Consider the following 18,869-nt stretch of genomic DNA (forward strand, 5'->3'; position numbering starts at 1 on the left):
CCTAGGCGGGGATGACCGCGACACCCCACGTGGCCGAGCCCGGATCGATCGCGCCGGCGGTGCCGTTGATGATGCGGATCGTGACCGTGTTCGCTGCGGAGACGAACGCGCACACGACCAGGCCGGCGTTCAGATTGCCGGGCGGTGCCGCGATGGCGAAGTCGCCGGTGGCGGCGCCCGTCACGGTGGCGGTCAGCGTGCCGACTGCGCCTGCGGCGATGGACGCGAAGTCCAAGGTCGCGGTTGCCTTCAGGATCGTGTCCGGCTTGGTGCCGTAGTAGGCGGCGTTGGCCATCAGGATGTCTCCTTGCTGGGCGACGCGCCCTTCGGAGTGGTCTTGCGAGTGCGGCGGGACGCCCCAGCCTTGCTCGGCGGCGCCGGCTTCGCTTCGATGTCCCGCTCTGGCGGTGCTACGGCGGGTTCGCGCAGTTCGACCGTGCCGTCATCCGCCTTCTCGGGCCGCTCGGGGAGACGGTCAAGAATGCGCGCCAGCAAGTCGTTCTGCGCGTCCAGCCGCCCGGCCAGCGCCACGAGAAGCTTGTGGTCTGTGGTGAGCGGCCGGGGAAGGTCGGGCGAGGTCACGCGCCCGCGCCGGTCGAGGCGATGCTCATCCGGCTGTCGACGAACGCGCCACCGTACACGTGCTTGATCTTCTTCTCGGCGCCTTCGGTGTCGAACGACACGGGCTCCTCGCCGCCGCCGATCCGGCGCATGTCCGGGATCTTCTCGTACAGGGCAGGCGCCTCGAAGCCGCGCAGCCGGCCGAACTCCATCGCGGGGCGAGGGCCGTTCGGGTTGGCGAACAGCCACCAGGAGGTGTCCGCGTTCGAGGAGGAGGCGACGGACGGGATCCAGTAGTTGACGCTGATGCGCAGGTTCGCGGCGACGCCGTTGCCGGAGATGATGCGGACGTTGCCGTTGGGGTCCACCGTCCGGTACTCGGTCGTGTCGATGATCTCCTGAGCCTGCAGGGCCAGGCCAGGGCCGACGACGAGCTCGACGGCCTTGACGACGATCGGGTTGCCGTTGTCGTCGGTTCGCTTCATCAGCGTGGTGATCGCCGACTGCAGGGAGTCGCGGTCCAGGGCGGCAGTGAGCAGGTTGCCGCCCGTGTAGACGCTGGTCAGGGGGCCGTTCGCGCCGCAGAACAGGCGGGTGACGAACTCCTCCTCCGAGTCGCGGGCGGAGTCGGCCAGGTCCTGCGGGAGCCGCATGAACGCGTTGAGGTCATCGTTGATCATGTTCTCCCAGGAGAGGGCGAACCCGGCCTCGTACTTGGCGACCGCGTAGCTGTACTCGGTCTCGTCCATGCCGCGGCGCTCGTGCTCGGCGAGTTCGCCGACCTTGGACAGCAGGCCGCGCACGCCGGACGTGGCGAACCGCTTGACCTCGCGGAAGTCGTTGACGGTGGCGGCGCGGGCGTAGTTCTGCCAGGTGGGCACGGTCGCCTCGTAGGCGCCGTACAGCTGCCGGTCCAGCGAGTCCGCGAACAGCAGCGGGAAGTCGCTGGTGGACATGGCCTCGCGGAAGTGGTCGATCGGTCGGCGGCCGTACCGGATGTCCTGCACGAACGCTTCAGCTTCGAGCAGGGCCCGCTCCCACTGCGGGTCGCGGCGCGGCCGGGCGGAAGACACCTTGCGCTGGCCGCCGAACGACTCGCGGAGGCTGGCGGCGTTGGAGTCGATGCGCTCCACGGCCGCAGAGAACAGAGTGGTCATGGAGAGGCTCCTAATAGCCGATCTTCACGGGGATGGTGCCGGTGGCGCCGTTGCCGACGCTGCCGAGCGCGTAGCCGAAGCGGACGTTGCCCGACGACGCGTTGTTGATCTTGTTGGCGTCGGCGGCGTCGAAATACAGCAGATCGCCCGGGTTCACCGCGGCGGACTCCGCGTCCACCAGCAGATCCGCCACGCCGTTGCACTTCACGGTCGCGAAACCGTCCGAACCCTCGTCGGTCAGCGCCACGAACGGAAGCTGGCCCAGAACGCCCGGGTCGCCGGACACGATCACACCGGAGGCGCCAGAGCCGGTCACCCCAGACACGTTGACGCGAAGCTGGTCGCCGTCCTCGAACACGATGTTGGTAGCCATGGGTCAGGTCCTCTCTTACGGCCGGCCTGCAGCGGCGAGCTTGGCGGCCTCGGGCGAAAGCCCGCGGGATCGGTACGTCTCCTCCAGCGCCGTCGAGGTCGCCGGGTCGGGCACGGACGGGGTGGTGGCGGACTCGCCCAGGCCGCGCACCTGGCCGGCGCCGTCGCCCTCGGCCAGGGATGCCAGGTAGGTGGCCTCAGTTTTCGCGGCCTCCTCGACGCTGGTCTTCAGTGCGGACTCGTCCAGCGTGTTCTCGGCGGTGAGCGGCACGGTCTCGGAGGTGAGCGTGGCCAGCAGCTTGGACTGGGCGGCCGGCGGGAGGCTGGACTCGGCCAGCACCTGCGTGGCGATCGGCCGGGCAGCCTCCAGGGCGGTGAACCGGGCCAGCTTCAGCGCGGCCTCGGCCGCCTCCTGCCGCGCGGCCTCAGCCTCGGCAAGAGCTGCGGCCTTCTCGTTCTCGGCGACGGTGCGAGCCTCTTCGAGCTCGCGCGCCTGCGCCTCGGTCAGTTCGGGCATCTCGCCCTCCTTGTCGGTGTTGTCGGCGGGCGAGCTGCCCGGCTCGTTCTTGGGTGCCGCGGCCTCAGCGGGTGCGGCAGTCTCGGTGTCCGGCTCGTCGTCTGGGGCAACGGTCTCCACGACCTCAGCAGGCCGCTCGGGGGCGGGAGGCTCATCCCAGAGATCGCGCTCGTACAGGCCAGGGACCTTCTCGGCGACGACCTTGTTGAAGGCGTCCAGCCCTTCGCCGATCGCGCTGGAAAGGCTGATGCGTTCCTCGCGCGTCAGGCGCCCGTCGCCGAACATGTCGTCGCACATCTCGCTGAATGCGCGGTGGACGCGGCTTTCGAGCCAGTGGCCGACGTTGCGGGCCTCGGCCACCTTCTTCAGGAAGGGCGGCTTGTCGTCCTCGTCGTCCTGGTCTTCGGCGTCGCCCGGCTTGTCGCCGGCCTTGCTGGTGGCGTTCTCGTCGTCGTCCTTCTTCGTGAACGGCGGAGCCTTCGCCTCAGTCGCCTTGCGCAGCAGGTCGCCCTGCTCGCGGGCGGATTCCAGCAGGGCCACGATCTTTCCTCCAGCTCCGGCAGCGGTCACGAAATCGACGCTCGCGGCCTCGGTTAGCGCTGTGACGATGGGCCCGCGGATGTTCTCCTGCTGGGATGGCTCGACGGTCCCTGACGCGCGGATGCTCATGCCGATGTCGCCGGACATGGCCTCGATGACGGGCGCCCAGTGCTCGTACACCTCGACGTCGGCATACAGGCCGTCGCCTTCGTAGACCGCGGTGCTGGCCAGCTTTCCGGCCAGGTCCCTCACCGACCGCTCGGGGCGGTCGTAGGACTCGTTCACGCCGGGGTGATCCAAGAAGACGGGCAGGCCCTCCCTGAACACGCCGGCGTCTCGCTTCAGCATCGTCGCCGGATAGAACCCGGAACTGCCTTGAACGTCTCCGGCGATGATGCGGGCTCGGAAGCGGCGGCCCTTCGGTGTCTGCCCGCCGGCTGCCTCAGCGAGCGGCACGCGCTCGGTGAGCGCCTGTGGTTCGGGCATGGTTCCTCCAGGTCAGGTGATGTCAGGCAGGAAGCCGGCGAACAGGACGAGCGCGCCGGCCGTGCACACGAGGGTGGCGATCCACGCCTTGTGGACGGCGGCGTAGATGGCGGCACCGACCAGGCAGAGGGCGGCGATGACGATCAGCAGTTCAGGGACGGACATTGAGGTCTCCCAGCGGTTGGGTGAGAGAATGGGCGGATGAACGAGGCGCAGATGATCGACCGCCGCGTGTCTGACGAGGTCCACGACTGCATCCGCCCCGGCTGTGGCAAGCGGGCCCAGACGGCGTTCATTGCCCGCGAGTGCGGACGCTTCGCAGGGCGAGAGATGCAGCCGGGCGACTGGATCGATCTGTGTGCCGACGACGCCTCGGACGTCTACAAGGCGCAGCACCAGACGCGCGCCCAACTCCCCGAGTGGCTTCGGGTAGACGCCAAGCCGGACCCGTTTGACGAGCTGCTGGGCATCTCCGAAGGGTTCTGAGCGGTCAGGCAGCGCGGTGCGCCCGCTCTGCAGCGATGCGCTCCAGGTCCTTGACCGGCCTCACCCCGTAGCTGTCTCTCCAGTCAGGTGTGGTCCGGAGCTGCGGCAGGTCCTCCCACTCGATCTCTCCCGAGCGGAGCAGGTCGAGGCGGCGGCGGCCCATGATGGCGACCTGCTCGTCCTCGGGCAGCAAGTCGAACACCTCGCGGGCGTTCGGGATCAGGTCGGGAGGCTCGGGGACGTCGAATCCGAGATCCGCCCAGGACTTCGTCTTGGGTGTCCGTGAGCACCGGCCCTGCTGGTGGTCGATCGGGCCCGGCTCGGACAGCGGGTGCACCGTCCCGTGGAGAGCCCAGCACGCTGGACAGGTCCTGCCGCGGCTGGAGTTGAGCTCGCAGTGCCACACCCAGCCGGCAAGGACGTCCCCGTGCGCTTCCTGACCGGCCTCGGCGGCTGCGCGGTGGGAATCCAAGATCTCAGTCCGTGCCAGGTTGAGCGCCCGGCCGAGACCACCGTTGAACTCGCCTTCCAGGTTGCGGACCATCCTCGCAGCGGCCTCGCGCGGGTTGTCGCCCACGACGACGCCGCGCACCAGCTCGTTCTTCATGCGGCGGGTCGCCTCGTCGGAGAGCGGCCAGTGCTTGGCGTTGATCCGCTCCGCCGTTCGGCGGGCGATCGCGTCGATGGTGTCGGCCTGCTGCACGCCGTACTTGGCTGCGAGGGCGCGTGTGGAGCCGTACGGGAGCTGGGAGGCGACCAGGTCTCCCTGAGCTTCGATCCCCAGGCGTGCCGCCTGTGCTGCGGCCACGGCAGTCTGGGCGAGCGTCGCCGTTGCGAGACGGTCCAGCGTCTGGCCGATCAGGTCCAGCGCGGAGATGGTGCGCGCCGACCGGAAGATCTGCCGCCGAGTAGGCCACTTGCCGTCTCCGAGTTGGAGCAACTCGCCGATCGCGGCGATCACCTCGACAACAACCTGATCCCACGCCCCCACCCAAGCCGCAGTGAGGCTCCTGGTGACGTCGTCCACGATGGAGCCGACCTGCCGGCGGAGACGCTCGGCGATGGCGAGGGTCTCTGCCGTGATGGCCATGCCTACTCCTCTTCGTCGTCCGAGGGATTGGCGTCGTCTGGCCTGTCTTCAGGTTCAGGTGGTACGGGGTCGCCTCCGCCGAGCGCTGCTGCCGGGTCTTCGCCCCGTCTAAAGGCGTCCACGGCCGCCTGTCCGGCCCGTCCTGTCGCTCCTTCGGGTGGGACGAATTCGCCGTCCTCCCCCGTTAGTGAGTCGATGATGGAGTCCACGTCCCGCACGCCGAGCGCTTCGAGGAGAAGACGAACGATCACAAGCGGCGGCAGATAGCCGGTCTGGTCGGCCTTGGTGATGCTGTCGATGACCGAGGCCGGGTCTAGATCGTCGATGTCAGGCCAGGACACGTCGATGGTCTGATCGGCGTCCCCCTGGAGGCGGACGATCTCCTTGCCGTTGTCGTCTCGCGTGATCGTGCCCTTGAGTGGCCCTTCGGGGGCTCGGACGGATTCGAGGATGACGTGGGCGAGGATCGCCTGGTAGCAGTCGGTCCAGACGCCGCGCCGCATCTCCATGGCGCGCTCTGTGGGCGTGTCGAGCGTTTCGGCCGTCGCCCGCGCCCCGGTGGTACCCGGATCCCCGAGCAGCATCGTCACTGGCACGTCGAGACCGGCGGCGACCATGGCGGCGAGCGGCCGGCCGGACTCGGAGTCGATCGTGGCCCCGGTCTTGGGGACGGCTTCGAGCATCATGTCCGGGGTGAGGAACGCCGCGGCGCCGGCATGCTGCGGCTCTCCCGAGTAGCGGTCGGTGGCAGGCCCGGTGGCCATGCGGGTCTTCGCCGCGGCCTGCTTGCTGCCCTTCGAGGTGAGTCTCCAGGCGAAGCGGCTGAGCGCCTTCACCAGGCGGGCCCAGTCGGTGAGGAACTCGCGGTAGGCGTTCGCCCAGTCCACGGCGGCGTACGCGTCGGGGATGCCGAACTTCCAGCTCTTGAGCGCGCCGACTTTCACGTGGTAGGTGGGGGCGTCCCACAGCACCTCAGCGGCGCCGTACGAGTCCTTGACCCGCTTCGGCTTGAGGACAGGCCGGTAGCCGAGCGCCGGATAGTAGGCGGTCCGGGTCACCGACGTGATGCCGCCGGTGATCTGGTCGGTGGACTGCTCCGTCCACTGCCGCTTGTAGTACCAAACCTCGGAGGCGTCCTGCGGGTTGGTGATGATGTCGGTGATCTCGTCGTATGGCAGCGACCGAACCTGGACGCGGCCGGTGCGCGGGTTGGTGAAGCACGCGAAGAACAGGTTGCCGTCCGTGCCCAGGCTTCTCTCGTTCTCCTCCGCCGCCTGGGATCCGGTCAGCGTCTTACGGTTGCCGTCGTCGGCGAGGAACACCTGCACGACAGCGTTCACGTCCTGCGAGGTGCGGCCCTTACCGCGTTTGCCACCGGAGCGGGCGCTGATCTCGACGCCTTGTCCCCACACGTAAGCGGTCCGCAGGGCAAGCCCTCTTTTGATCAGGACGTTCTTGATGCCCATCACGCGACACACCGCGGTTAGGCGCTTCAAGCCTTCGCGGGAGAACTCCTGCTCAGCCAGAGCCGTCATCTGCTGCCAGCCCGGCTCGTACATGCGCCGCTCAAGGTCGGCGAGCGACTCCTGCAGATGCTCCACCGTCAACCGTTCGGCGCGGAGCGTCTCCGCCAGTTCGGCGCGGCCGGTCCACCGGTAGAACGACTCCTGAAGGCGGGAGGCGAAGCCCACGAGCAGCCTCCCTCATGCGTCAATAGGAACTGATCTCGAACGCGTCCAACTCGTCGTCCAACTCGTCCGCCTCGACGATCAGATCTCCGGCGAGGATCGGGGCGAGCAGCATCCGGTTGATCGCCTGGGTGCAAGCGTCAACCTGGTCATCGTGTGATCCGTTCGGGAACGCGGCGTGCTCGTCCCGGAAGCTGCCGACCCACGGGCACAGTTCCGGGGCCGGCAGGTAGACGGATCCGGCCTCGATGAACGGGGTGACCGCGCGAGCGCGAGCCTCCTTGCTGCCGTCCGGCTCGACCGGAACCAGGCCGGGCACCTGGCGGCGCAGCGAGTTGATGACCGCGGTGCCGTTTGCCTTGTCCTCGACGAGTTTGAGCGTGGCCTGGGGCCACTTCGCTGCCATCTCCCGAAGGGCGGCACACGTCGCGGTGAAGGACAGCCGTTCGTGCACTTGGTCCAGCAGGAACAGTTCGAGGCCGTACCGCGCCCACACCTGACCCACAACGTAGTCGGAGCCGTCCGTGTCCTTGAACGCCATGTCCCACGACATGGCGACCTCGTCAGCGCCTGGCGCCCAGCAGGAGCCGTCAGGGCGTTCGATCCACCGCGGCGATGTGTACTCCCGCCACCAGTCGCGCTGGAATATGTCGCCAGCGGCAGGTGTCGGCCGTCCCTGGTAGAGGGCCGCCCACACTCGGGAGCCGACAGCGACGCGCGTCTGTCTCCACTGTTCGAGGCTTCGACCACGGGCCGACACCATGAACTCGCCCGGCTCGCGGCCGAGCGGGTCGGTCTCGCCCTTATTCGGGTCGTGGTCAGCTTGCGCCGGGATGTTGAGGACCTTCCACCGATGGGCGTCTTCAGCGGCGAGGACCTTGCCGGCCAGGTCCTCTTCGTGCCAGCGCGTCAAGATGATGACCACTGGCGCACCTGGAGCGAGCCGGGTGTTCGCTACCGCCTGCCAGAACGACCAGACGACCTCGCGCCACGCCTTACTGTCGGCGTCCCGCATGTCCTTGATCGGGTCGTCGATGTAGAGCATTTCGGCTGGCTTGCCGGTCAGGCCGGACGTGATTCCGACACTACGGACGCCGCCGCGGTGGCCGTCGATACGCCAGCGGCGAGCGGCGCCGTTGTCAGGGGCGATGCGCAGTCCGAGATCCAGCGTGTCGTCGGTGCCGTCGTTCGAGATGATGTGGTTGCGGATGTTCCGCCCGAACTCGTCGGCGAGGTCTTGGGCGTAGCAGGCGATCGCGATCCGCAGGTCTGGGTTGCGGGTGAGCATCCACAGCGGGCCGATCGTCGTGACGCGGGTGGACTTGCCCTCCTGTGGCGGCATCGTGATGATGAGCCGATCGCAGCGGCCTTCGGCCACCTCGATGAGTGCCTGATCGATGAGGGTCAGGGCCGGTGTTTGGATGGTCGTCGGTTCGATCGCTGCAGCGAGGTGCCCTGGCGTCTCCCACTGCGGCCTTGTGGTGACCTTGCGTTTGCGGGCGGCGGTGCGGAGTGTCTTCAGCAGCCGCTCCTGCGCAGGGAGCGGCCATGTCCGCCAGTCGGGCGGCAGCGTGGCGAGCGTGGTCATGCTCACCTCGCTACGTACTGGTGGGCTCCGACTCTTCGGCCATGCCGAGTTGGGCGGCGAGCTGCTCGATCTCGGAGGTGATGGCGTCGGAGACGGTGACGTTCGTCTTCGCCGGCGCGTCCAAGCCGAGCAGCTTCGCGCGGCGTTCCTGGATCTTCAACAGCCGGTCCATTGCGGCAAGGACAGGCCCGTCATCCGCGAGCGGTGAGCCGCCCTCCTCCAGGTAGATGACCTTGCCGTGCGAGATGGCGTAATGCTCGGTCTCCAGCACTTTGAGCGCGGCTTGGTACATCCGGTCGAGGCGCTCCAGTTCGACCAGTCTGAGGTCGTCGGCCGCCTCTTGGACGGTCTCCTTGAGGATGCGTTGTACGGCCTCGTGCGCCTTGCCGGGTCCTGCCATGCCGAGTTCGTCGGCGATCTGCCGGTAGGTGAAACCGCGGACTCGCAGTCGTGCCGCTTCGGCGTCGCGGGCCGCGGTGTCCGGGTTGCGTTCGAAGCGTCCCCGGCCGCCTCTCGTTCCTTTCGTCATGGGCGTTCCCTTGGTGGCGCTGCGCTCTCCTCGTTGAACAGCGACCTGCGGCGTTCACTGACAGTAGGGGCAAAGCCCCGAATTTCGGAGCCATTCTGCCGAACTCTCACGGAGCGTCACCGTTTTCCGGTGTTACCTGATGTCCGCTTGCTAGGTGCTTGACGGCTTCTATCCACAGTCCGGGAATGGTGGCCACCTGTACGACCTTGGGATCCGCTTGCCGATCACCTGGTGAGTTGTAGCAGGCGAGGGGCCGCCCACCGTCGAAGTGGTCGCGGCAGAGGAGTTCGACGCCTCCGTCTTCGTTGCCCATCAGATAGAGGCTCGGGTGGGTGAGGGCTGCTATGAGGGCGTCAGTTGAGGCCGTCATGGTGTTGCGGCCTCCGCTCTGCATGTGACCACCCAGCGGTCTTGCTCAGCACTCCACGAGAGGCTGGGGTCGCACGGGCATCCGTGGAAGTGCTCGACGATGGCGCGGACCTGGTCCTCGCCCCAGTCGCAGGAGTCCCACCACTCGACGGCCTTCCAGACGCTGCGGAGCCGGGCGATACGGACCTCGGAGCGGATCTGCCACTGGCGGAGCATGACCAGGAGTTCTTCGGTCTCGCGTGCCGCGTCTTCTGCCCAGCCGAGCCCGGCGAGGCGAGCGGACATGCGCTCGAGCTCGCCGCGCTTGGCGAGGATGTCGTCGAGGTCCCAGGCGTGGCAAAGGTAGTCGTACGAACCTCCGCTCATTGATCACCTGCCGGATGGTGGATGGCGAGGTGGATGAGCGCCTGGCTCCACAGCCCGGACACAGACGTGGCGAAGGTGATGCCGGGAGCCGCCTGCTCGCCTTCCTTCGCTCCGAGGTAGGCGATCGTCTCGTGTGCGATCGGCGTGCAGGCCCGGCAGTACATGCCGACGCCTCCGCCCTTCTGCCCGAACAGAACCAGGTCAGGGTTGGTGAGGACGCGGTAGGCGAGCTCCCGGAGGTCGTAGCGCGAGTCCAGAGCGGGCGGCTCCTGTTGCTCTACAGCTGTTGGGAGTTCGGGCGAGGATGCCCTCAGATCTATCTGCTCGTCCGGGACGGTGATCGGCTCGCGGCAGGACGGGCATGTGACCTTGTCGCCTGGGATGTCAACGCCGTCGCCTCCGCAGGCGCACCACCAGTGCAGCTTTACCGGCGTAGTTGAGTCGCCCCAGTGCAGCCCGTAGGCGTAGACGACGCGTGCGGTCACCGCTTTCTCCCGCGAGAACGGCGCCGATACTCGGCCTTGACTGCGTCGGAGCGCGGGCAGGTGCGGCCGAACACCAGCCGGTAGCCGGACCAGAGCAGGCGGCCTCGCAGCTTGACCGTGTACGGGCCCGTTCGCTCCAGGAGCGACGCGGACACCACAAGAAACCGATGTGTCCTGGACAGCATGTCGATCGGCGCGGGCGGACCAGTGACGAACTCCAGGTCCGACACAGTCTCTCCGAGGTCGACAGGTTCGCCAGTCGAGGGAACCCAAGAGACGCGAACCGTGGTCATCGCTCACCTGCCGAAGGCCAGCCAGGACACGTGAAGTGGCCGGGAACGCGGACGTCTCCGTCCCACTCGTGCGGCGGGTGTTCCTTGCTCATCGACCAGTCGTTGCATGCGACGGTCGAGAAGGGAGGAGTCCAGCCGAGAGCGATCAGCGCCTGCTCGGCCTCCTTTCGGCGTTGTGCTGGGATGCCGGTGTCGCAGCATGCCTCACGCCGGAACAGGTTGTTGGCAGGGGGTTCGGTGGAGTCGCCGTGGTACCGGCATTGGGCGGGGAGCGATTCGAGTGCTGCACGAATGGCGGCAAGGCCGATGGCGTTCATGGGGGTTCTCCCTGGAGTGGCGACGGCCCCGAGCCCAGGGAGGTCTCGGGGCCGTCTACCTGCGGTGTACGGGCCGCAGGGTTCTGGTGCGCTGGGTGCGCGTGTCTGGGTTAGCTGATCTGTACGGGTGCGCCTTCAACGACAGGCAGTTCTGGTGTGGCGTGGATGCGCACGTACGGCACGTAGGTGCCGGGCTCGTCGGAGAAGTCGAAGTCCGAGCCGGGACCGATCATGATCTGGGCTACGGTCTGCCCGTCCACGGTGTCCCAGCCTGCTGTCTTCCAGCCATCGTCTGCGGGGCGTACCGGGTAGAGGCACACCTGCATGTCGACGACGTGGCTGGTGAGTGTGCCTGGCCCGTCGATGGGGACGGGCAGGTACTCCTTCGACTCGCGGGGGTAGGACTCCACGCCTGCCTCCTCATGGGCTGTCCCAGCGGCGAGCCGCGTTTGTGGGGGTGGTGTCCCACCGTCTTGGTGCGGGTTCGGCCGCCCATCGGCGTGGGAGTTCGGCACCGACACCGATCGGGGTGTCGTCCTCGGGTTCGCCCGTGGAGACGGACGGCCCGGGGATGCTGGCTACGGTGGCCACGACCAGAGGCCGGGCTGTGGTGGACAGCAGCGCCGCGGGGATGGTGGCGAACGCAGCGATCGCAGCTGGTGTAGCAGCGACCAGGACCGTCGTGGTGGGTGTCGGTACCGCGGCGGTAGCGAGGACCACGATCGGGCTGGCGGTGGCGTCGCTGGCCGCTTCGACGGCCGGTGTGGGGATGGCCGCCGTGGCGTTGACCGTGGCGGGGGAAGCGGTGGCGTTCCCGCCGGCCTGAACGGTAGGCGTAGGGATGCTGGTGCTCGCCTGGACGGTGTCCGGGCTGGCGGTTGCTCCCGTGGTCGTGTCCGGGCCTGGGATCGTCGTAGAAGCGGCTACAGGGCTCGGTGAGGCGGTGGTGCTTGCCGAGACCTGAGGTGTGGCTATGGACGTCTCAGCGGCGACTACAGCGGCGCTCGCGGTCGCTCCTGCCGAGATGGTCGGGGCAGGGATCGCCGCCGCCGTGGAGACCGTTACAGAGCTCACCGTGGTGGACGAGCCCGACTGGACCGCAGGACTCGGGATCGTGGTAGCCGCGGTGACCGTGGCCGGTGTGGCGGTCTGATCGCAGGCAGCCGCGGGTGTTGGGATCGTGGCCGTTGCGGTGACGGTCGAGGGAGTGGCGACCTGGCCTGTAGCGACCGTGGCCGCGGGGATGGATGCTACGACTTGGACCGTGCTGGCCTGGACGGTGGCGCCCGCCGACACGACCGGCGCCGGGAACTGCGTGGCGGCAAGGACAGCGGAGGGGCTCGCCGTTGAGCCCGTCGCGGCGGTCGCCGCGGGGATGGTGGTGGCCGCCGAGACCACGGCCGGGCTAGCAGTCGCCCCTGAGGACGTGGTAGGCGCTGGGATCGTGGTCGTGGACTCGGCGAGGTTCGGGGTGGCTGTAGAGCCAGTGGAGACGCCCGGAGCGGGGATCGCGGTGGTGGCCGTGACGGTGCTCGGGGACGCCGTGGTGACCGCAGTGACGGTCGGGGCGGGCAGCGTGGCCGACGCCTGCACCGTGGCCGGTGACGCGGTGGCACCAGCCGCCGTGGTCGGGCCTGGGATGGAGGTCGCGCAGGCGACGACCGCAGGGCTTGCGGTGGACCCCGCTGCGACGCCCGGGGCAGGGGTGGACGCCGCAGCGGAAACAGCGGGAGGGGACGCCGTCGAGCTGGTCGACGTGGACGGCGCCGGGATGGTGGTCGTCCGGTTCACGGTGGACGGTGTGGCGGTGGCGTCCTGCTGTGCTGCGGGGGTTGTGACGCCGATCGTGAACCCGGCTGCGTACGCCTGCTGCGCGGACGCGGTGAACGTCTCCGTGCTGGTGTCTTCGCCGCTGGCGAGGAGGCGGGTGGCGAGCGTCGTGGAGGTGTAGCTGATGGACTGGGCGTCAAGCCGCTCCGTCAGCCCTTCCGGAGCTGTCCAGGACGTGTCCCCGGACGTGGAGGGGACGCCGGAGGCGATGCGGATTTCGGTGGCGCCGTCTCCTGGCGGGGTGATGCCGGGCGTGGCCACGCTCGTGGTGCCGGTGGACGCGGTGTGGGCGATCGTCGGCGCTGTGGTGGAGGCGTTGGAGTACGCCCACGTCAGCACGACACCGTCAGCGGTGTCAGCCTGGGTGAAGTTCCACTCGTCCGGCTCGCTGCTTCCGGCGATCTTCCACCAGACGCGCACCTGCAGCAGGTTGTCGCCCGCCGAGTACTCGTCCAGCAGCAGCCACTCGGCGCCGCCCGCCGGGGCGGGCATGCTGGCGAGGGCGCCGACGTCGGCGGCGTGGTGGGCGAGCAGCAGATCGCCCGCCTGCACCCCTTCCGGTTTGAACGCAGGCAGCGGGGTGGTGCGCCCGAACACGGCCTGCAGAGTGCCGCGCTCGTCCGGGAATTGGCCCGTGTACGTGGCCGGCGAGCCGATGGCCGCTGTGGCGGTGACGGTGGCAGGGGTGGCCGTGGACGACTGCTCCACCTGAACGGCCGGAATCGACGCGGTAGCAGCCACCACCGTGGGTGCAGCCGTGCTGCCCGCCGACACGGAAGCGGCAGGAACCGTCGCGGCGGCCTGCACAGCCGAAGGTGTCGGCGAAGCACCCGCCGACAGCGTCGGGGACGGCACGATGGCCGCCGCCGACAGCACCGGCGGGGTGGCGGTCGCGTCCGTCGAGGTCGCCGCAGGGAGCAGCTCGACCGCCGCCCACGCCCAGTCCGCCGCGCTGGCCCCCGCAGCATCCAGGTTGAACGTGACATCCGACCCCGCCGAAGAAGTCGGGGCGGCCTTCAGGATCGCCATCGCGCGCGTGCCGGAGTCCTCGTTGATGAGGACGGTCTCCACGTCCGTCGAGGTGGGCGTGCCCAGCACGTTCCAGTCCTGGGCGACAGCCACACCGAACGAGCCGGCGGCTGTTGAGGTGTAGCCGGTGACGGTGGCGTTGTTCGTGGTGGTGGAGTTCGAGCCGGTAGCGCCGACAGCTGTGCTTGCGTGGGCGCCGGTGAACACGTACGCCTTGATCGCCCCGGCGTCTTCGCCGCTGCTGGGCGTCACCGTGATGCGGATGTTCGTCTGCGCGGTCGGGTTTTGCGCCGTGTAGATGCGGACCCCGGTGAACGTGGCGTGCGCTCGGGCGAGCGTCCACGTGCGGGCGACGCCCGTGTTGGAGATGGTCGGCGCGTCGAACAAGGCGACGCACACGACCAGCAGCGAGTCAGCGGGAGGGCTGAACTGGGCCGTCTGGATGGGGGTGCCGAACCCGCCGGTCGCGGCTGCCGGGCTGGAGCCGTGCAGTGCGATCGCCACGAGCCGCCACCCTTCGGAAGGAAGCGGGCCAGCGAAAGCGGCCCACAGGCGGCGATGTTCAGCGACCGTTTATGCAGGTCAGGGAACCAAATCGACCTGGAACCAGCCGCTAGCCGAGACGGTGATCAGGAACGTGCCGTTGGAGGTGCTGTAGTCGGAGACCAGGTCCACCAGAAGGACGCCGCTCTTGGGGTTGAGGACGTTGTTGTAGATCAGCGCGCCTCGTGCGTTGGTGATCGTCGAAGACGCCCAGGACGGGTCAGCCGAGTCGAACGTCATCACACCCGAGGAGCCGGTCAGTGTCGTCGTGGTCAGGACCAGCCCGCCGGCGGTGTAGCCGGTGCCGGACACCTCGCCTGAGGCGTACGCGCCCGCACCGTAGGCGGCGTTGGCGGTGGACGCGTTGTAGTCGGGAGTGATCGAGTTCTGGAAGAGGGCGACCTTGATCTCGGTCTCCGACTCCAGGTCGATGTCCAGGTTGGTGGTTCCCAGGGCCGCGATGATGTTGTTGACGAAGATGCCGCTTCCGGAGATGGCCACGGTCAGACCTCCTCGTCAGCGTTGGAGACGAACGCGTCGCCGCCCACCGCCATGCCTTCGGGGCGGGCTTCGGCTCGGGCGGCCCGCAGGCCCTCAGCCGCTTCACGGATCGCGTCCGGGTCACCGGACTGCTTGGCGTCGAGTAGGCGGGTTTCCAGGTCGGCCAGCGCGTCCAGAGCGTCAGCCTGTGCTCGTAGATCAGCAGCGCGGTCAGCGCTCGTGGACATGGCGGGATCTCCTCCGGACATGCGGAAGGCCCGCCCGGTGGCAGGCCCTGAGTGGTTACGGTCCAGACACTTCGCTATCCACCTGGCGACTCCGCAGAGATGCTCAAGACATGGCGGACTGGGCGAAGCTGATTGAGGCAATCGCGGGGCTAGTCGGCGCAGTGGCATGGCCTGTCGCGGTAGTACTCGCGGTGTGGCTGATCATGCGAAGGCATCGGACAGCCTTTGAACGCTTGATCGACCGCGTGAAGTCCGTCAGCTACCCGGGAGGGCAGATCGACTTGGATGCGATCGAGAGCCGCCAGGCTGCTCACGTAGAAACGCTGGTCGAGCAAGTCCTGGACCCAGACGCGAAGCGTGAGGACATTCAGCAGATAGCGCGTCAACTCGCCGAAGACGCCGAACATCTTGGCCGTGTACGGCAAGCGAAGGTCGACAACCTTGAGGCAGAGGCCATGAGCAGACTGATCGACGCCATGGCAGAGACGCCTTCGGCCGTGATGCGCGCGGGTCGCCTACTCGTCGTCAAGGAAGGAGGCCAGACCGCAGTAAGGCATCTCACGCCCGGCGAGGCGGCCTTCTTCGATCGCCATCCAGAGCTGCACAGAAGGCCCGCCGACATCATGGCCTTACTCGCCCTCGGACAGTTCGAAGCGGGCAGCGAACCAGGCGAGGAAAACCCGCAAGAGGACGCCTAGGTTCGGCTGCGCGGCACCTTGCTGTAGTCGACGCCTTTGATCGGTTCCACCTCGTACGCCTGCATCCACGACTCCTCAGGCTTCAGGCCGCCCCGATAGCCGGGCACTTCCAGCGTGTACGCCACGAGCGCTTCCCACTGGCCCGTCTTGGTCTGCCTCCACTGGAGCAGCAGCCCGGCCTTTGCCGGGTGGTTCGGGAGGCGTACCGAGGGAGGGTCTTGCATGGTCCGACCCTACCCGCGAGGTCGAACGGTTATTCGAGTGCATCCAGGTCATCCAATGGGACGAACTCAGCGCGAGGCGTCACGCCGAAGGCTCTCGTCAACGCAGCGCTCAGCTTCACTCTCTGCTCGGGAGCGATGAGATTGGTGATGTTCAGACCTTCGCGGACGGTGCCGTCGTGATCGCGGAACATGACGCGGGTCAGGTCGTCGGGTGAGCCTCGGAGCGTGAACGACACGTCCGTGGTCGGCGGTTCCAGGACCGGGATGTCCCGCACGAACGACACGGTCACCTCGTTGAGGCGCGCCCGGTCGTCCACGAAGTGGCCGCAGTCGAACCGCCTCCACGAGGGCATCGACAGGTCGAGGTTCTTTTCCATCGCGACCAGACGCCCGTCAGGGCACTCGGGACAACGGCGCTCGGGGAGGTCGCGGAGGTCATCGGGCATACCGCTCCTCCACTCGCGTGGCCGCCCACAGAAGCACATCGCCTTCGATCGCCCGCCGCTGCCGATCGCTCTCGCTGAGCGTGTGGCTCTTGCTCTCCTCGCGGGCATGATGCCCTTCGGCGCGGAGTTCGAGGACGATCTCTTCCGCAACCCGTGCACGGAGGGTCGCCATCTCTTTCGTCTCGTACCGCCATGACGGCGTAGAGGACTTTGGTCACAGAGAGAGGGCCGCTCTCCCGGATCGCTGCGGCATACCGCTGGCGGAGGTTATCGGCCATGAGGGGTCTCCGAGGGGTAAGGGGTTGATGTCCGGGCGGGCGCGTGTCCCAAGCGAAGGCGCGCGGCTTGTCTGGTGAGAGAGGTTGCCTACCCGCCCGCCCGGAGGTTTACGGGGTCAGATCAGCCGGTAGTCAGGCGGCCCGCTCCCGTCGCAGAGGAGACAGGCTTGGGTCCTGTCCCCGTCAAGGAACCGCTTGAAGATCGGCAGGCCCTCCCCCTCGAACGTGCGCCCCTGCTCTGCGCAGAGACGGCACGGCTCGATGAGAGGTTGGATGGTCACAGGCGGACCCACTGCTGGTGCTCGCGGCTCCACACCAGTTCGCGATTCCCAGCGGCGATGAGCAGCCTGTTCAGGTCGTGCCTCGCCTCAGGATGATCAGGATCGCATCGCACCCAGCCGCCCTCGCCGGGCCGCCAGATGCACCACCAGCCCTCACGTTCGCACTCGACCTCGCCAGGCCAGCGGCCCGTCCAGATCGAAAACACCTCAGCGAACTCGTGCTCGCGGCACTGAAGTTGCTGGATACCGCAGACGGGGCAGCATGCCACATCGCAGCCCAACTCGTGAGGAGTGCCGGGCTCAACCTGGCAGTCCGGGCAGTGGATGGCCGTGGCGGTGGAGGTCATGAACGGATCGCCTCCCGGTCCGTCAGCGGGGTACGGGTGATGACTCGCCACCCGAACCGCTTGTAGGTAGACCGGATCAGCATCTCCCCGAACGCGGCGTCAGCCCGTTCGCCCGCTGGCGACTTCCCCGGCTCGTCAACGAACGTCCGAGCGTAGTCGGGGCGGTCGAGGCGGTGGTCCTCTTCGGTGCGGTAGGCGGACACCTTGTATCCGGCTGGGCTCTGATCGGCGGTCATGGGCGGATCACCTTGGGGTCTGCCGGGACGAGCGTCCCCTTGATGACGTCGAGGTCGAGGGTGCCGTGCTCGCCGATCGCGGCATAGATGCGCTTCCAGGCGTACTGCTCGCCCTTGGAGGTCAGCTTGCCGTACTTGACCTTGATGACGGTGCCGTCCGGCATCTCGACCTTCTTCGTCGAGTTCTTCGCCTTGCCGTCCTTGATCGCCTCGGCCGTCGCCTGGTCGTGCTCGCTCCCGGCGACGCGGATGATGAGCCCGATGTGCCCCAGGAAGTCGAACACCTGGCTCTGGAGCACCTTGATGCCGCGCTCCGTCGCCCACTGCTGGACGTCGCGAGCGAACGCGCGCTTCGGCGTCAGCCCATCGGCGGCAGCGTAGGTCTCAGCCTGAGCTGCGGCGGGCTCCAGTTCGGCATTGCGGGTCTCCGCGACGACGGCGCGAGCCTCCGCCTGATCGGCCCGGTCAGACTCAGCGAGGATCATCAGAGCCAGGTCGCGGTTGCTGACCTTCTTGATGTCGAAGCGCCCGTTCTTGCGCAGCGACGGCAGCAAATCATGAGTGACCCAGCGGCGGAACGCCTTTGCTGCCGGGAGGTGACTCCGGAGGACGAGCGTGTACAGCCCCGACTCGTTGATCAGCGTGACCGACTGAATGCGCGGGTCCGAGAAGAGGTCAGGGAAGCTTAGGGCTTCTGAGCTGGCACGATCGATCGTGCGCTTCTCGTCGTCGTCGAGGCCCTTCACTGCCATCGTCACGTTGGAGTGCTTGAGGATGGCGCAGGCGTCCGGCGCGACGAACCACGGCTCATCGTCGATCATCGCGGCTCGGACCTGCTGCCCAGTGAACGGGAACTCAAAGGGCACCAACGCCCCTGAGGTGGGGACCTCGCTGTGTCCCCGCTGGTCGAACAAGCTACCGTTGTCCATGGTCGATCTCCTGGTTACGCAGGCGGTCGGCAAGCCCCGGCGGTCGTCGCAACACGACCGTTCGGGGCGCTCTCATTTTGAGAGCCCGAATTACTTGAATTCTACTATTCGATCTATCTAAGCGCCGGAATGAACGCATTTGCGATGATCGAATTAGTGGGCGTTTTGGCAGGTTAAACAGCGTGACGAACGCCACACTGAATTAGCCCCTTTTCTGGAGGATGCGTTTATTGCGGCGGCTCGGGACGGGCGTGCTCGACGCTCCCGAATATCCGCATGCACTGGCATCCGTCCACCGGACCCCACGACGGGCAGACGGACGTCACGCCCGCCTTCTCACACCCGCACGGCTCGTTCCAGAACGGGCCAACGCACCCGCACCGATCGTCGTTGTGCCATGCGTTCACCAGGCGAAGACACTTGTCGCACGCCAGGAACGGGTTCGCGAATGTGACG

General features: G+C 67.7%; 26 protein-coding genes. 2 read left to right on the forward strand and 24 right to left on the reverse strand.

What is annotated here, in order from left to right; genetic code table 11:
* Position 1 precedes the first annotated feature (1 nt).
* The 6 genes from HD593_RS54180 to HD593_RS54205 all read right to left on the reverse strand — a co-directional run bounded on the left by HD593_RS54180 (position 2) and on the right by HD593_RS54205 (position 3,798).
* Complete coding sequence (locus HD593_RS54180) at positions 2-295, reverse strand: hypothetical protein (protein WP_185110631.1); 294 nt, start codon at positions 293-295, stop codon at positions 2-4.
* Positions 295-582: a hypothetical protein gene (locus tag HD593_RS54185; protein ID WP_185110632.1), complete on the reverse strand. Its 288-nt coding sequence runs from the start codon at positions 580-582 to the stop codon at positions 295-297. The genes HD593_RS54180 and HD593_RS54185 overlap by 1 nt, the downstream gene beginning before the upstream one ends.
* A complete protein-coding gene (locus HD593_RS54190) occupies positions 579-1,718 on the reverse strand; it encodes a phage major capsid protein (protein ID WP_185110633.1) in 1,140 nt (379 codons plus the stop codon). Before HD593_RS54190 ends, HD593_RS54185 begins: the two co-directional genes overlap by 4 nt.
* 10 nt (positions 1,719-1,728) lie before the next feature.
* Positions 1,729-2,091, reverse strand: a complete 363-nt coding sequence (locus HD593_RS54195) for a DUF2190 family protein (RefSeq protein WP_185110634.1) — start codon at positions 2,089-2,091, stop codon at positions 1,729-1,731.
* Between the two features lie 15 nt (positions 2,092-2,106).
* Positions 2,107-3,495 carry a hypothetical protein gene (locus HD593_RS54200; RefSeq protein ID WP_185110635.1) on the reverse strand — a complete coding sequence of 463 codons (1,389 nt, stop codon included), beginning with the start codon at positions 3,493-3,495 and terminating at the stop codon, positions 2,107-2,109.
* A 150-nt stretch (positions 3,496-3,645) separates the two neighbouring features.
* Positions 3,646-3,798 carry a hypothetical protein gene (locus HD593_RS54205; protein WP_185110636.1) on the reverse strand — a complete coding sequence of 51 codons (153 nt, stop codon included), beginning with the start codon at positions 3,796-3,798 and terminating at the stop codon, positions 3,646-3,648.
* Positions 3,799-3,834: 36 nt separating this feature from the next.
* Between HD593_RS54205 and HD593_RS54210 the strand changes: the two genes are divergently transcribed.
* The gene (locus tag HD593_RS54210; RefSeq protein ID WP_185110637.1) at positions 3,835-4,119 is read left to right on the forward strand and encodes a hypothetical protein; all 285 of its coding nucleotides are present in this window, start codon (positions 3,835-3,837) and stop codon (positions 4,117-4,119) included.
* Positions 4,120-4,123: 4 nt separating this feature from the next.
* Here HD593_RS54210 and HD593_RS54215 read toward each other — a convergent pair whose 3' ends face one another.
* The 13 genes from HD593_RS54215 to HD593_RS54275 all read right to left on the reverse strand — a co-directional run bounded on the left by HD593_RS54215 (position 4,124) and on the right by HD593_RS54275 (position 14,974).
* Complete coding sequence (locus HD593_RS54215; protein ID WP_185110638.1) at positions 4,124-5,209, reverse strand: structural protein; 1,086 nt, start codon at positions 5,207-5,209, stop codon at positions 4,124-4,126.
* 2 nt (positions 5,210-5,211) lie between these two features.
* The gene (locus HD593_RS54220) at positions 5,212-6,900 is read right to left on the reverse strand and encodes a hypothetical protein (RefSeq protein WP_185110639.1); all 1,689 of its coding nucleotides are present in this window, start codon (positions 6,898-6,900) and stop codon (positions 5,212-5,214) included.
* Between the two features lie 19 nt (positions 6,901-6,919).
* A complete protein-coding gene (gene terL, locus HD593_RS54225; protein WP_185110640.1) occupies positions 6,920-8,485 on the reverse strand; it encodes a phage terminase large subunit in 1,566 nt (521 codons plus the stop codon).
* 10 nt (positions 8,486-8,495) lie between these two features.
* Positions 8,496-9,014: a hypothetical protein gene (locus tag HD593_RS54230; RefSeq protein WP_185110641.1), complete on the reverse strand. Its 519-nt coding sequence runs from the start codon at positions 9,012-9,014 to the stop codon at positions 8,496-8,498.
* Positions 9,015-9,120: 106 nt separating this feature from the next.
* Positions 9,121-9,327, reverse strand: coding sequence for a hypothetical protein (locus HD593_RS54235; protein WP_185110642.1), 207 nt, complete (start codon positions 9,325-9,327; stop codon positions 9,121-9,123).
* A gap of 53 nt (positions 9,328-9,380) precedes the next feature.
* Positions 9,381-9,749, reverse strand: a complete 369-nt coding sequence (locus HD593_RS54240) for a hypothetical protein (protein WP_185110643.1) — start codon at positions 9,747-9,749, stop codon at positions 9,381-9,383.
* Positions 9,746-10,234 carry a hypothetical protein gene (locus HD593_RS54245; RefSeq protein WP_185110644.1) on the reverse strand — a complete coding sequence of 163 codons (489 nt, stop codon included), beginning with the start codon at positions 10,232-10,234 and terminating at the stop codon, positions 9,746-9,748. The genes HD593_RS54240 and HD593_RS54245 overlap by 4 nt, the downstream gene beginning before the upstream one ends.
* Positions 10,231-10,464 (reverse strand): hypothetical protein, encoded by a 234-nt coding sequence (locus HD593_RS54250; RefSeq protein WP_185110645.1) that lies wholly within the window; start codon positions 10,462-10,464, stop codon positions 10,231-10,233. Before HD593_RS54250 ends, HD593_RS54245 begins: the two co-directional genes overlap by 4 nt.
* 59 nt (positions 10,465-10,523) lie before the next feature.
* Positions 10,524-10,844: a hypothetical protein gene (locus tag HD593_RS54255; RefSeq protein WP_185110646.1), complete on the reverse strand. Its 321-nt coding sequence runs from the start codon at positions 10,842-10,844 to the stop codon at positions 10,524-10,526.
* A gap of 110 nt (positions 10,845-10,954) precedes the next feature.
* Positions 10,955-11,254: a hypothetical protein gene (locus tag HD593_RS54260; protein WP_185110647.1), complete on the reverse strand. Its 300-nt coding sequence runs from the start codon at positions 11,252-11,254 to the stop codon at positions 10,955-10,957.
* A gap of 10 nt (positions 11,255-11,264) precedes the next feature.
* Complete coding sequence (locus HD593_RS54265) at positions 11,265-14,207, reverse strand: hypothetical protein (protein WP_185110648.1); 2,943 nt, start codon at positions 14,205-14,207, stop codon at positions 11,265-11,267.
* Positions 14,208-14,285: 78 nt separating this feature from the next.
* Positions 14,286-14,747 (reverse strand): hypothetical protein, encoded by a 462-nt coding sequence (locus HD593_RS54270; protein ID WP_185110649.1) that lies wholly within the window; start codon positions 14,745-14,747, stop codon positions 14,286-14,288.
* Between the two features lie 2 nt (positions 14,748-14,749).
* The gene (locus tag HD593_RS54275) at positions 14,750-14,974 is read right to left on the reverse strand and encodes a hypothetical protein (protein WP_185110650.1); all 225 of its coding nucleotides are present in this window, start codon (positions 14,972-14,974) and stop codon (positions 14,750-14,752) included.
* A gap of 110 nt (positions 14,975-15,084) precedes the next feature.
* Between HD593_RS54275 and HD593_RS54280 the strand changes: the two genes are divergently transcribed.
* Positions 15,085-15,672 (forward strand): hypothetical protein, encoded by a 588-nt coding sequence (locus HD593_RS54280; RefSeq protein ID WP_185110651.1) that lies wholly within the window; start codon positions 15,085-15,087, stop codon positions 15,670-15,672.
* Here HD593_RS54280 and HD593_RS54285 read toward each other — a convergent pair.
* The 5 genes from HD593_RS54285 to HD593_RS54305 all read right to left on the reverse strand — a co-directional run bounded on the left by HD593_RS54285 (position 15,669) and on the right by HD593_RS54305 (position 18,413).
* A complete protein-coding gene (locus HD593_RS54285) occupies positions 15,669-15,896 on the reverse strand; it encodes a hypothetical protein (RefSeq protein ID WP_185110652.1) in 228 nt (75 codons plus the stop codon). The genes HD593_RS54280 and HD593_RS54285 overlap by 4 nt on opposite strands.
* Positions 15,897-15,925: 29 nt before the next feature.
* Positions 15,926-16,342: a hypothetical protein gene (locus HD593_RS54290; protein WP_185110653.1), complete on the reverse strand. Its 417-nt coding sequence runs from the start codon at positions 16,340-16,342 to the stop codon at positions 15,926-15,928.
* A gap of 555 nt (positions 16,343-16,897) precedes the next feature.
* A complete protein-coding gene (locus tag HD593_RS54295) occupies positions 16,898-17,248 on the reverse strand; it encodes a hypothetical protein (RefSeq protein ID WP_185110654.1) in 351 nt (116 codons plus the stop codon).
* Positions 17,245-17,484, reverse strand: coding sequence for a hypothetical protein (locus HD593_RS54300; protein ID WP_185110655.1), 240 nt, complete (start codon positions 17,482-17,484; stop codon positions 17,245-17,247). The genes HD593_RS54295 and HD593_RS54300 overlap by 4 nt, the downstream gene beginning before the upstream one ends.
* The gene (locus HD593_RS54305; RefSeq protein ID WP_185110656.1) at positions 17,481-18,413 is read right to left on the reverse strand and encodes a BRO family protein; all 933 of its coding nucleotides are present in this window, start codon (positions 18,411-18,413) and stop codon (positions 17,481-17,483) included. Before HD593_RS54305 ends, HD593_RS54300 begins: the two co-directional genes overlap by 4 nt.
* Positions 18,414-18,869: the final 456 nt, after the last annotated feature.

The sequence above is a fragment of the Nonomuraea rubra genome (genome assembly GCF_014207985.1).
In the GTDB taxonomy this organism is placed as follows: Bacteria; Actinomycetota; Actinomycetes; order Streptosporangiales; family Streptosporangiaceae; genus Nonomuraea; species Nonomuraea rubra.

Coding starts and splice junctions, on each gene's coding strand:
- HD593_RS54280 (WP_185110651.1), top strand. CDS start 15,085: ATGGCGGACTGGGCGAAGCTGATTGAGGCAATCGCGGGGCTAGTCGGC.
- HD593_RS54290 (WP_185110653.1), bottom strand. CDS start 16,342: ATGCCCGATGACCTCCGCGACCTCCCCGAGCGCCGTTGTCCCGAGTGC.
- HD593_RS54240 (WP_185110643.1), bottom strand. CDS start 9,749: ATGAGCGGAGGTTCGTACGACTACCTTTGCCACGCCTGGGACCTCGAC.
- HD593_RS54190 (WP_185110633.1), bottom strand. CDS start 1,718: ATGACCACTCTGTTCTCTGCGGCCGTGGAGCGCATCGACTCCAACGCC.
- HD593_RS54230 (WP_185110641.1), bottom strand. CDS start 9,014: ATGACGAAAGGAACGAGAGGCGGCCGGGGACGCTTCGAACGCAACCCG.
- HD593_RS54200 (WP_185110635.1), bottom strand. CDS start 3,495: ATGCTGAAGCGAGACGCCGGCGTGTTCAGGGAGGGCCTGCCCGTCTTC.
- HD593_RS54300 (WP_185110655.1), bottom strand. CDS start 17,484: ATGACCGCCGATCAGAGCCCAGCCGGATACAAGGTGTCCGCCTACCGC.
- HD593_RS54195 (WP_185110634.1), bottom strand. CDS start 2,091: ATGGCTACCAACATCGTGTTCGAGGACGGCGACCAGCTTCGCGTCAAC.
- HD593_RS54180 (WP_185110631.1), bottom strand. CDS start 295: ATGGCCAACGCCGCCTACTACGGCACCAAGCCGGACACGATCCTGAAG.
- HD593_RS54215 (WP_185110638.1), bottom strand. CDS start 5,209: ATGGCCATCACGGCAGAGACCCTCGCCATCGCCGAGCGTCTCCGCCGG.
- HD593_RS54235 (WP_185110642.1), bottom strand. CDS start 9,327: ATGGGCAACGAAGACGGAGGCGTCGAACTCCTCTGCCGCGACCACTTC.
- HD593_RS54210 (WP_185110637.1), top strand. CDS start 3,835: ATGAACGAGGCGCAGATGATCGACCGCCGCGTGTCTGACGAGGTCCAC.
- HD593_RS54255 (WP_185110646.1), bottom strand. CDS start 10,844: ATGAACGCCATCGGCCTTGCCGCCATTCGTGCAGCACTCGAATCGCTC.
- HD593_RS54295 (WP_185110654.1), bottom strand. CDS start 17,248: ATGACCTCCACCGCCACGGCCATCCACTGCCCGGACTGCCAGGTTGAG.
- HD593_RS54275 (WP_185110650.1), bottom strand. CDS start 14,974: ATGTCCACGAGCGCTGACCGCGCTGCTGATCTACGAGCACAGGCTGAC.
- HD593_RS54305 (WP_185110656.1), bottom strand. CDS start 18,413: ATGGACAACGGTAGCTTGTTCGACCAGCGGGGACACAGCGAGGTCCCC.
- terL (WP_185110640.1), bottom strand. CDS start 8,485: ATGACCACGCTCGCCACGCTGCCGCCCGACTGGCGGACATGGCCGCTC.
- HD593_RS54285 (WP_185110652.1), bottom strand. CDS start 15,896: ATGCAAGACCCTCCCTCGGTACGCCTCCCGAACCACCCGGCAAAGGCC.
- HD593_RS54205 (WP_185110636.1), bottom strand. CDS start 3,798: ATGTCCGTCCCTGAACTGCTGATCGTCATCGCCGCCCTCTGCCTGGTC.